General features: G+C 38.5%; 6 protein-coding genes and 3 pseudogenes. 5 read left to right on the forward strand and 4 right to left on the reverse strand.

Annotation, left to right across the window (positions count from 1 at the left end; genetic code table 11):
- Positions 1-47 precede the first annotated feature (47 nt).
- Positions 48-299, reverse strand: a pseudogene (locus RI501_RS13635) (site-specific integrase); the annotation flags it as partial.
- Between the two features lie 1975 nt (positions 300-2274).
- Between RI501_RS13635 and RI501_RS13640 the strand changes: the two are divergent.
- Positions 2275-3420: a hypothetical protein gene (locus RI501_RS13640; RefSeq protein ID WP_313823635.1), complete on the forward strand. Its 1146-nt coding sequence runs from the start codon at positions 2275-2277 to the stop codon at positions 3418-3420.
- Between the two features lie 1117 nt (positions 3421-4537).
- On the opposite strand, the gene RI501_RS13645 is transcribed toward RI501_RS13640, so the two are convergent.
- Positions 4538-4906 carry a DUF5388 domain-containing protein gene (locus RI501_RS13645; protein WP_313823637.1) on the reverse strand — a complete coding sequence of 123 codons (369 nt, stop codon included), beginning with the start codon at positions 4904-4906 and terminating at the stop codon, positions 4538-4540.
- Between the two features lie 2 nt (positions 4907-4908).
- Complete coding sequence (locus RI501_RS13650) at positions 4909-5715, reverse strand: ParA family protein (protein ID WP_010010558.1); 807 nt, start codon at positions 5713-5715, stop codon at positions 4909-4911.
- Between the two features lie 1773 nt (positions 5716-7488).
- On the opposite strand from RI501_RS13650, the gene RI501_RS13655 reads away from it, so the two are divergent.
- Positions 7489-8967 carry a hypothetical protein gene (locus tag RI501_RS13655; protein WP_313823641.1) on the forward strand — a complete coding sequence of 493 codons (1479 nt, stop codon included), beginning with the start codon at positions 7489-7491 and terminating at the stop codon, positions 8965-8967.
- Between the two features lie 244 nt (positions 8968-9211).
- Positions 9212-10486 carry an ISL3 family transposase gene (locus tag RI501_RS13660; RefSeq protein ID WP_313820033.1) on the forward strand — a complete coding sequence of 425 codons (1275 nt, stop codon included), beginning with the start codon at positions 9212-9214 and terminating at the stop codon, positions 10484-10486.
- Between the two features lie 250 nt (positions 10487-10736).
- On the opposite strand, the pseudogene RI501_RS13665 reads toward RI501_RS13660, so the two are convergent.
- Positions 10737-11126 (reverse strand): annotated as a pseudogene (locus RI501_RS13665) (RNA-guided endonuclease InsQ/TnpB family protein); the annotation flags it as partial.
- A 61-nt stretch (positions 11127-11187) separates the two neighbouring features.
- On the opposite strand from RI501_RS13665, the gene RI501_RS13670 reads away from it, so the two are divergent.
- Together RI501_RS13670 and RI501_RS13790 are read left to right on the forward strand one after the other, a co-directional pair.
- Positions 11188-11975 (forward strand): IS5 family transposase gene (locus RI501_RS13670; RefSeq protein ID WP_080487858.1). Its coding sequence is split into 2 segments (ribosomal slippage): positions 11188-11446 and positions 11446-11975, totalling 789 coding nucleotides; the frame shifts between segments, so codons are not numbered across the junction.
- 38 nt (positions 11976-12013) lie between these two features.
- A pseudogene (locus RI501_RS13790) lies at positions 12014-12436 on the forward strand (replication initiator protein A); the annotation flags it as partial.

Below are 12436 nucleotides of genomic sequence, written 5' to 3' on the forward strand. Positions count from 1 at the left end.
TTTGACTAGTCTGAATAAAGAACTGGTCTAGTAGAGCAGGTGTTGCACTTCAATTTTAAATCGAGGGGCTTTCCCGTCTTCTTATCGTGAATCGACACATGACTTTGAACACTGCCATCACTAGCGAATACATCCGCATACTTTAGGGCTAGTACATCGCTAACCCGCAATAAGGTGGCTTTCCCGACTTGGAATACGGTGTAGTTACGGCGCCCGTAAATAAAATTATTTAACAACGTATCCTTAATCTGACTTAAAATATTAGAATCTTTGATAGGTAGTACCAGCTGCTTTACGATTTGTATCGCCTCATTAGGTATCGTTTTTTATTATATTATAATTATAACACCTAATATTCACTTTCACAATACTATCTCTTTATAAATAAGTAATTTCAAGGTGTTATTTGTAATAAATAACACCTATTTTAGTGAATCTAATTATTTACTACCCATTGTTCCATTTTAACTAGCACAACGGGGGGCGCTCGTATCAACTATTATTCAGCTGGGATGCATATCTATAGACCCCCGCCCATATAAAATTGCCCTATTCCCCCCCATATAATCTACGTTACCCGTCAGATAGCACACGTAGGTGTCTTACGTTTCACTAAGACCCCCTATAAATAATCCTTCTGAAACGAAATAGACCTATTAAAATCCACATTAGAATCCTACTCTCGTATGCCTCGAATGAAGATCAGGATACCCTTATAATCATACATTGCTAAATGCTTACCTACCCGACCAAGAGTCAATTTATAATACCCTTTCCTAAAACTATTATTGTACTGATATCCTTTAAGCTGGTATTTACCCTTACCCGATGATCGCCACTTAGCATTTTTAAACATTTGAGTCAGTGCCCCTGTAAAATAATACGACTTAGCATTAACAATTACCGAATTATGAGTCCCATGTATCCAAAATCGTCGTAATTTATTAGGAGTCCCACTAAAATATGTTTGAACGTGTATAATATGAACGTCACAGTAATAATGGATAATTTTTTCTCTAAATGATTACAGGGTAGGTGAATGGAGAACCCATGGAAATTCCATACATAAACATTATTATCATTTTTTAATTTTTCTTCGTTAATAGTATTGGATCAGGCACTACTTGTGATTACTTGGAGGAATATTGTCATCATTTCCCCTAATGATATTCTTGAGAGCATTATCTGAGTGGGTTGCTGATCAACCCTTGTGGTTATCCCAGATAATATCCAATGACGGCTAAGGAGCTTCTTAGAGGTGAATAATAGAAAAAGTTTGATGCATGCTAAGCAACTAGGTTTAATCAACTAATAGAACGGGTAATACCTATTGATAGAGCGGGAATAGAACAGATATGAATCCATTGATAGAACAGGAATAGAATGGGAACTAATGGTTAACCAATCCTCAAATATCCCTTAACAATCTATCATGGTTTTCGGATAGATGTAGGGTCTTTAGGGGCGAACCAGAGCCCCTGAATGGCTGTGGTCTTCAGCCAAACAATTGGTAGAAAATTGGTAATAGTTATTTAGGACCCAGTGCTTTCGGGCTAGAAGAGAACCACTTCTACCTCGACCCTTTATCAGGGGGATAAGGTGCCAAGGCACCTTCTGGTAAGACCTCTTGAAGATTGAGAAGATACTAAAACCAATTCTATTGATTTCTTTCCATTACTTTGGATTGTTATTGGAGACTACTTTTTCAATTCTGGGTACCTTCTATGAAGGGTTTTGACTTGCTCTTAATGTTGAATCACGTTCGGAGAAAAGTGAGGTGCATTAAGAGATTAGTACGCCCCACTTTTCGATGGTAAAAACCTCTTGTAACGTTGTTATAACAACGATTGTTGAACTTAAAAAAACGCGAAATAAGGATTGCTAAAAAAACTTTCATTTCGCGTTTTTTAGCACTTTTTCGATACCCCCAAAAATAAATTTAATATCAGCGCTAGTCCTTACTCTGCCAAGGGATTAGCGTTATTTCTTCTGCTTAGCCATAAAATGTAATGAAAATGTAATATTTACAATAATTGCCGGTTAGTTCACCCATTGAACGATTGAGAAAGTTATTATGAAGTCAATAGTTAATGACTCAAAATACTATAATAGGACACACAATACCTTTTTTCTTAAATTTACTGATTCTAGTATTAATCTTTTCTGTGATACATTATATTCGAAGAGAAGAAAAGGGCAACTAAGATATATAAATATGGATGCATGTTGCCTTTATACTATATAAGAATAAAACTAGAAAGAAGAAAAAACTGAATGAAATTCAAAAATATGGAACTGATTAAGCATTGGAATACATTAGAAAATAGAGCAATTGTGTATAATTTATACGATTCTGAGAATGTTACTGGGCATTCTCTGGAAGAAAAGATGGATTGTTGTAACCTCGCTAAGATAACTGGTGAGCCTAGTAGATGTGGAGTAGCTTCCAGAGGTGCTCATAAAGGATTACAAGTATTCTTTTCAACTGGTCATGAGCACTCATCATATACGGTGCTAGAACTGACAATGAAGGTGTTAGGCTCGGACTTTGCAAACTTTGTTAAGCCTTTTACCAACTTTTTTTACAACGCTGATAGTAATGCTGATGCAGATTTGACAGACTTTAACGAGTCCTTGGTCGATGTATGTTCCGCCAATTATGGCATGGTATCAGTCTATGGGTCGATTAAAGACCCCGGCTTAAAGGCGTTCATCAAGCGGGATAAGGACGTATTAAAAGTGCTAAAAGCGGTGTATACTACTGCCTTGAGTATCTCATGGTACGTCAATCCAACAGACCAAGAGTTACCATGTACACGCATGAGTTCCCGGGATATCTCCGAAAAAACAGGAGTGAAGGAACGGAAAGTTACCAACATTCTTACCATTCTTCGATTAATGCACGCCATTGCTGAAGTACCTACTAATCGATTCTCCAAGCCTTACTTCGAGCGGTACATCGATTCTGCTAAGGTTTGGATGCATAAGCCGGTATATGTAGTTTTTCCTCTGGCAAAGGTTGATTGGTCACTGGTTAATACATGTGAATTTACTGCTAACTCAGTCATTAGTCAGTCATCCGTAACGTACTGGTTCGGTGATGATATCGCCCAAGAGGTATTTGTGGACAAGGTTAACCATTCCATTCAACTTACCTTAATGATGGCCTTCGGTGATATTATTGGATGTACTAATCACTCTCTATCAGTTAAAACGGTCAAAGATACCGCATTGTCCATTGTCCAGAACGAGGTATCCGATATTATCCCGGATGAAACGGTTAGCAGCGCTTGGAAAAGTTTCCAGTTATTTCTCCCATGGTCTAGTATTAAGATGGTAACTAATTCTCGTGCTGAAGAAGAAAACAAGAATGGACTCGCTAAGCCTAATGAACGGGTACTTATCCCAGAAAGCAACTAAGAAAGAAGATATGTAAGAATGTTCAGAGATATTTTTAAAATAGCGGCGGTTAGCCGTTGGTATCACCATGATAATCGAGTACAAAGGTCAGATAGAAGAAAAGCCCAGGGTAAGTCCCAACTCTCATACTCCGACTTGAAAACGCTTCGTAAGGCTTTCTTCTGGATATTTCTAGTATCTATTTTTGCTGATTGGGGTATGGTCGGGGCAATCTGTGCCATTGCTTGGGTGATACTTTGGATTGTTGCAATCATGTACTAGCCAGTCCCTACTCCCATAGGTAGGGGCTTTCTTTGTACACTAAAAGTGTTATAATCTGGTTGTCCCAGAGTTAATCTACCTCTTGCTTAGATTTTATTCCAGAAAATCTTTGCCTTAAAAAAGTTCGCTAGTTCCTCGCTAGAGTGCTTTTTTATTACATGAAAAAATGTTAACATTAAGAGGCATGAGAATGCTCTTTCATTTACGGTTTGTGAGTCCTTACTCTCAGTCTGGTAAGGGCTTTTCTTATACACTAAAAGTATTACAATATATATGCGTGTATAATACGCATCATCTTCTTCTGAGTCCTCATTTTCTGGTTAATGGGGGCTTTTTTATTGTCTGAAAAGTGTTATTATGTAGTCGCTTCATATACATCTACAATATGTAGTAATTGGTATTACTAAGAAGCCCTCCTTCTGCCCACTGAGGGCTTTTTTATTGTCTGAAAAAATGATACTATCAAGAAGCATGAAAATGCCCTTTCATGTATTGAGTGGTGGGCCCTTACTTATATTCTGGTAAGGGCTTTTCCTATATACTAATTAGTGCTATCATGAACACCATAGCATTTCACCTCAAATACTACCTTCATCAATTTGTGCAGAGTTAAAAAGGCCCTCTAGTTTTATCGCTAGGGGGTCCTTTTATTATCTCTTTATAAATATACCAGATACATACGAATGCTACCTTATGAAGCTGTCAGGGGCACTCAAAGTATCTCTTGGGAATTATAAAGTAACGACAAAAAAGGCCCCTACTCCGCATAATATAGGGATTTTTTGTGTGCATTCTGCTTCATTTAAGCGGACAAGTATACGTCTAAAAAGTGAACGTGTCGTCTGAGCGCGCCATACTATTTTCCCTTAGTTCGGGCGTCTCTACTCTCCAGAATATCTAATTGAAAAGTAAATTTTCGCTTGTCTTCAGCGTCTAAAGAATCAATGAGATAGTCTAATGCGTTATCAATGGCATCTTTTTGAGATTTATATAGACCAATTCCAGATAAGGCTTCCGCTTTGTTTTTAATATGGTTGTTAATTCTAACGTTAGCATAAAAAGTAACAGAATCTGCAACGCTTTTTTCCAGTTTTGATGGTTTGTAATTATTACTTTTGAGGTCATCTGTAGTAAAGGTGTTTTTGGGTTTAATATCTTGTCCACGATCAAGTGGGTCTGTCTTTGGTTGTTTCTTCAGATTGGGATTGTTTAATAATCCGCTCATTTCTATTCACCAGCCATTCTGCTAAATATTTCATCAGTAACGTTGGAGTATACGTCTTGAACTGCTTTATCAAACTGATCTTTAAATGTCACCCCGGTTACATCATATCTTTTTAAGCGTTCCATATTTTTGATTGTTATGTCAAAAATATTTTCTTTTCCAAAGATATCGATTGCTTTAGCTAAGGTGCTCTTATCGACAGGAGCACCATTTTTCAGCAAAACTGGTAATATCCCTAGTAAATCTAATGTCGGAGCGTGGAATTCATTGATAATTTGATCTTGCATGTATTTGATAAATGCTTGGGCACCCTGAAGCGATCTTTCCTGAGTTTGAAGAACGACAATTGCGTAGTCAGTCATATATAATGCGGTGTCTGTGATTAGGCTAATTGTAGGTGGAACGTCGACCAACAAATAGTCATAGTCATCTTTCCACGGATTTATTAAGGTAGACAAGTATTTTACACGATCGGTGTAGTCAGAAATTATATTCTCCATATATCTAGGATATAAAGAAAAGTCAGCTGAGGATGGAAGAATATCTAAATTTTGGATAACGTTGATGATAGCCGGTTTGAGGTTTTTGTTTTTAATTGCGGTCATCAAGGTTTCATCAAAAGAAGTTACTTCACCACCGACGTTATTTTTAGTTTTTAAATATAAATTAGTTGCGTTAGCTTGAGGATCCAAATCTATTAATAGTGTTTTATACCCACGACGTGCCAACTCGATACCAGTCATTGTACTATTGGTTGTCTTGCCAGTTCCACCTTTAAAGTTTGAAAATGTTATGACTTTACTGTCCAAAATATCACCTCATAAATATGTAGTGTAATGCTCTTAAATCATAGCACAAAAATTAGTACATGTATACAAATACAAACGTGTAAAAGTAAAAATGTATACATGGGTTCTATGTAGGCTGCAATAAAGGCGTTTTGATCGAGTATACAAATACTAATTATTACATTATTACAAATACTAATGTAATAATGTATACATTTTTTAAAAAAGTGTTGATTTATTTTATTAAGAGAAATACAATTGTCCTTGTAAGTGAATACAAAAAAACACCCACCAATTGGAGTTGGTGAGCGCCAAACAATCTTATAATTTATAGATTATTATATCATGGCCGGTGCGATTTTTAAAGCCCTAGGGGACAAGCTGGGGTCTAAATCCAAGGGGACACGTTTGCCAGTGCGACTTCAATAAGTCTGGCTATACCACAACAAGGTCATCTGTACGGCTGGGTGGTGAATGGTGAGCGCGACCATTAACGGCGTGGGTGGTAAAACGAAGCTTCGGCTTGGTGCCATTGATTAGTTGGTGATCGAACAAACATAAATACGTATCATCAACGCCTACTAGGGCGTTTTTTAGTAGGCTAAACCGAAAACGTAGGTTTATAATGAGTGGTGGTAGCAATACCGCAATTGTACAGACAAGCGACGGGCGTTAACGACCGACGAACTAAGGGGAGACTTTTAGTAGTAGAATTGTACTCTGGTTCAGTTATTCTAAATAGCTGATTCCAGGGAACAATTCTGCGCTCAAAACGTCACTCCCTCTAAACTGAATGGAAAACCGTAACCCGTCAAGTCAAATTCCAAAGAAAAAAAGAAAGTTGGTGGAATTGTTGGAATGTAAGGATTACATTGTTCCATTGAATCCAGATGTGATCATTAAGAAGACAATCTATCGGAGTTCTGCAAGAATTACTGAGCGACAAAGGAACCAAGTGAAGAGAGTTTTGCGTAGTCAAGGGTATCAGGGAAGAATTAGTAGTATTCGATACACTCGGGTAAATTACAAGTATTCCTTTAAAGTATCCGTGAAGTATCAGGGGAATGTCGGTAAGTTTTTGGTTAATACAAAGAATGAGACAGTTGAATTCAAGGGAATGGCCTAGACGTAATTTCAGTGAATTTCACAAACTCATTTTCCCCAATTAAAGCCAATCTGCGACCTATACCACTTCTTTTTTGGACAAATTCACAATCGAAAAATAACGGAATGTGGAAGTACCAGGGCGTGAGGTGGTTACTTGGGATAAGCCGCCTTATGTAAAGTAAGAATCGGTATAGCTAATTGTATTATCAACCATAGCATGTTAAGCAATGAGATGATGGTAAGTGTTATTAGGTTTGCTTGTTCTCTACTACTGTTAGTAACTTAATGGAAACGTTCTTCTTTCTATTCTTATTGACATTATATTAAATAGATGTTAGTCTACATTAAGAGATTTCTTTAGAGTTGGTTTTTTCCTTCTTTGAAGATCGGACGCTCCTTCAAGCAGGGCGTCCTTTTTTATTACAAACATTTCGTCGTCATTGCTTTTTTGCTACATATAAGATATAATTGTACCTGCATAGATGAAGTCCATGATTCTTCCCTTCCGCTGACCTGTTGAAGGGTTTTTTTGTGCACTATTTTAGTGATTATGACTTTTTCGTGAATTTGTTAAAGTTTTCTTTTGGCATAGTTGGTAACGTATGCTATAATTGCCGTTAGCAAGAATGATTGTGGACATTTACATAATGTTTTTGCTAAAAAGAAATTATTAGGAGGTTTTCATCTATGCGTTCATCATTCGCAAAGTCTATTTATGTAGGCGCTGCAGTGTTAGGTTTAGCTGGTCTTTCAGCTGTTACTACCACTACTGCAAGTGCTAAGAGCTATGCAACTGCCGGTGCTTACAGCAAGCTGACTACTGACGCTACTAAGCGTAACGTAGAAGCTAATGGTACTCACGCCCTTTACACTAAGCCAGGTACTGTTAAGGGTGCCAAGGTTGTTGCTTCTAAGGCAACCATGAAGGACTTAGCTGATTCCAAGAAGTCCGCTAACTACTTCCGTGCTTACGGTGTTAAGACTACTAACCGTGGTTCCGTATACTACCGTGTTGTAACCATGGACCAAAAGTACCGTGGTTATGTTTACGGTGGTAAGGTTAAAGGTACGTTCGGCGGCGGGATTACTTCTGCTGAAACGACTACTGCTAACACGACTGACAGCATGATTGGTAAGACTGTTAGTTTCACTAATCCTGGTACTAAGCATGTTACCTGGACTGCGCCTAAGTACACTCAATACAAGTCTGGTGCTTCTAAAGTTGTTAAGAACACCACTCCTTTCGCCGGTGACACTTTAAAGGTCACTAAGGCTGAAACTAAGACTCGTGAAGGCTCATTATACTACTACGTTGAAGACCAACAAAACCCTACGGTTAATGGTTGGATCTACAGCAAGGCCGTTACGACTGATGCTTCCGCTATTTACAACCAAGCAACTGATGTTAAGGTAAACCTTGTTGCTACTGATGGTACGATTGTAAAGTCCACTACTTTAGCTAAGTTGACTGCAAACAACGCTAATAACACTAATGTTGGTACTGCTAAGGCAAATGCTAAGGGTACTGCTGTTGGTTATGATGCGGTTAAAAAGGCAACTAAGAAATGGAGTAAGTCACTATTAAAGGGTACCGGTTATACTTACTCAGAAGGCAATGCTGCTAACAAAGCTGCTTTGTATGCTGCAAAGACCGGTGATACAGTTAGCTTAACGGTTACTAAGGGTGCTCAAGCTGTTCAAAGCATCGCTGCATACTACCAAGACGGTCTTAAAAAACCAGTTAAGTTGATCTCTTCTAATGCTACTTTGAAAGATAAAGCTAATTTGGTTTACCAAGTAAAGTTCCCAACGTTAACTGCTGCCTTCTCTGGCGCTAATGGTGCTAACTACACCGCTGCTGACGTTCAAAACTTCTTGACTATTAACAAGGCCAACACTTTGACCTCAGTTCCTTATGCTAAGAATGCTAAGGGTAATGTGGTTCCTTCTGACTCTCCTGATGCTGTTAATGCTAATGGTCATACTAAGCCATATGCGAAGGGGAAAACTTTCTCACCACAACTTTATCACACCACCTACACGTTAACTTCTGGTCTTGCTGGTACTTACACTACTAATGGTACTGTATTTGCTTTATACAATGCTAAGGAAGTTAAGGGTTCTGCTAATACTACTAATACTGGTGCCGTTAGCGTCTTCGGTTAATAGTAAATATTAATTTATAGTAAGAAAGCCTGAATTTTTAGATTCAGGCTTTTTTTATATTCAACTTGATTATATAATTTTGGTTCTAAAATATCTGTTGTTGGTAATCAAATGAATTTGATTACTGGCAACGGATATTTTTGTATAATCAAAGAATGTAAAAAAATGTACAAAAAAGGGATATAGTCGCAGACCTATATCCATCCACTACCACATTTCAAGAAAGAGAAAGTGACTATATCCTATGACTAATGATACTAAAATTATCCTGGGGATAAAAGACCCCAACATCAAAAAGTTAAAAGTGATGAACCCCTTGGAAATGATGGGCCCACTTAAAGTGCAGGCAATTTTGGACTATCGTCCAAAAGCATGCCCCAAATGTGGTGTCTTAAACCAAAAAAGTATTATCAAATATGGCTGGCGCTGGGCCAATGTTAAATTGCCTCGAACTGCCGAACGGGATGTCCAGCTTCATCTTAAAAAGCGGGACTTCAAGTGTAAGCACTGCCTACAATACTTTCTTGCGGAAACACCACTAGTTCAACGAAACCACACCATCTCTAACACAAGCAAACTTGCCTGTTTTCTAAAATTAAGTGAAACAGTTTCGATGCGTCATGTCGCTACCGAATTAAGCATCTCAAGTACAACGGTCCTGCGAATCATGAGAAGCTATCAGGGCAACGTCAAAACGCGTTTTGACTGGTTACCGGCTGTAATTAACATGGATGAGGTCAAGTCTACCAAAGACGCAAAGGGATCCATGAGCTTTGTATTTATGGATGGTATTCGGTGTGAATTCTTGGACATTCTGGAATCGCGGACACTCTATGATTTGGAGAATTACTTTAAACGTTATACGAAGAAAGCTAGAGAAAGCGTCAAAGTCATTGTGACAGATATGAACTACACTTATCCCAAACTAGCTGAATCTATTTTTCCAAATGCGATTGTGGTAACCGATCGGTTCCACATCGTTAACTCCGTGATGCGGGGATTCACTCGAGTAAGGATTCGTATCATGAAATCCTATGCGCCTTCAAACATGAAATATAAGGCTTTAAAGCGTTACTGGCGACTGTTCTTTAAGCCCAACGAGAAGTTGGACTTAAAGAAGTACTCTAATTACACTAACATTCCTGGAAGCCAAACTGAGAATAGCGTAGTCGAATATCTTCTTGATATCAACGAAGAATTACGCGAAGCATATAACCAGTTACAGACGGTCATGAGTGCCGTTAGGTACCGTGACATCGCTCGACTAGAAACAGTTCTAGACGGAAAAGACAATGGCTCAGAAGAAATGACGAAGGCGTTGAACGCACTGGTTGAGAACCGAGAATCGGTTGATAATGCATTGAGATATGAATTCTCAAATGGTCCAATGGAGGGTATTAATAACAAAATCAAGGTAATAAAGCGAGTTGCGTACGGCTTTGGCTGTTTCACAAGCTTTAGATTAAGGATTCATCTGGCATTTGGGCTCAAAAAAAATTGCCTAATCTCAAAGGATTAGACAATTTTATAAATGGAATTACCAACAACAGTTGACATAGAACCATAATTTTGTATACGTAATACGGCAGTAGGCATCTGGCTGAACAGTGTGCGATCCATGGTATTTGCATATTTTTTGATGATGTGAACTACTCGGCCATAAATGACCGAGCTTCTAGGAACACCGCTGACTTACAACATTAGTGACTAGCACTACGTTCAGAGGTTACGGCTATTTACTAGGGCTCGTTCCGAGCCTGATTAGTCGGTTAAGCGCTTAAGATATTCTTGGCCGCGTTAATATCACGATCATGGTTTATGCCACATTTAGGGCAAGTCCACTCACGAACATCTAAAGTGTGTTTGCCGTCATCAAATCCGCAGTTACTGCAAATTCGACTGGTTTTCCTCGGGTTCACAGTGACCAACTGTTTCCCATACCAAGCACACTTATACTCCAGTTGAGAACGTAGTTCTCGCCAACCTTGGTTAGCAATTGCCCGAGCAAGCTGATGATTGTGTAGAAGATTCTTGGTTTTCAAATCTTCTATCTTAATCAGATCGTACTGCTCGACGAGTTGTTTACTGAGATTGTGCAGGTAGTTATTCCGTTGGTTGGCGATCTTTTCGTTATACTTGGCAACCATGTGCTTGGCCTTAAGAAGCTGTCCAAGATCTATGATTTTTGATATACTTCTATGTAAAAAGCGAGTTTGAGCTATGAAAAATTATCCCAGCAATATTACTCGGCAACAATTTGAATTAATTCGACCAGCTTTAGAAAATTTTCGTAAGCGAACTAAGCCTCGAAAATATGACCTCTACGAGGTCTTCTGTGCGGTCCTATATGTCTTGAAAACCGGTTGCCAATGGCGTCAAGTCCCCGGTGATTTCCCAGAATGGCGGTCAGTTTACAACTATTACAAAATTTGGTCAACTAAAGCTGAGCCTACGGCTGATTCTTTATTGGAACAAGTTTTAAAAAAATTGTCATTGCTCGGCGAACTTACCAAGGACGTTCAGCTTTAACTTCCTTTATTATCGTTGACGCTCAGAGCGTCAAAAACACCGCTACTGCTGAAAACAAAGGTTACGACGCTGGTAAGAAAATCTCGGGGATTAAGCGCCATCTGGCAGTTGATATCAATGGCTTTCCGCAGGCCATTCACATGACGCGAGCGAACGTCTCTGATCGAGACGGGGCCAGTGCAATGATCGCTTTACATGCCATGCATTTACGCCAGGTTCAAAATGTCTTAGTTGATGGTGGTTATTCAGGCGTTAATTTTCAGCTCGATGTAGCCAGTAATTTAAACGCAACCGTGCAGGTTGCGAAGCGCAATGAGTTGCATCGATTCGAAGTCATGCCCCAACGTTGGGTAGTCGAACGATCTTTTAGTTGGCTAGAGAATTGTCGGCGACTTTGGAAAAATTGTGAGCGTCAATTAACCACCAGTCTGCAAATGGTCGTTTTAGCGTTTTTAGCACTATTACTTAAGAGATTTTAGACAGCTTCTTAACAGAGATACATATTTTATCTTCTTGACGCTACCGATCTTTTAGCGATAGTGCCATTTTACTTTATTCGGTGTTACGCGATCGTCTAAGTTACTCACTAAGCAATAATTGGGTTGACGAAAATAACAACGTATATTTCATATACACAAACAATGAACTAAAAGATTTACGAAACTGGTCAAATAATAAAATCAATAAGATTAAACACGAATTAATGGACGCAAACCTTTTGTATCAAAAACATATGGGGTTTAATCCAAGATCAGGCAAAAACGAACCAAATAGATTATATTTGGCAGATTTGGAAGTAACAGCAAAAGACGTTTATATTAAGCGAGAGCCATTAAAATCGCCTGAACCCCTTGGTACAAGCGGACTTCTCAAAAAGAGACAAGATCTAGACTATACTAATAATTTAGATACTAATAGATATAATATAGATACTCAAAAG

Origin of the sequence: Levilactobacillus zymae, from assembly GCF_032190635.1 — a bacterium.
GTDB lineage: Bacteria > Bacillota > Bacilli > Lactobacillales > Lactobacillaceae > Levilactobacillus > Levilactobacillus zymae_A.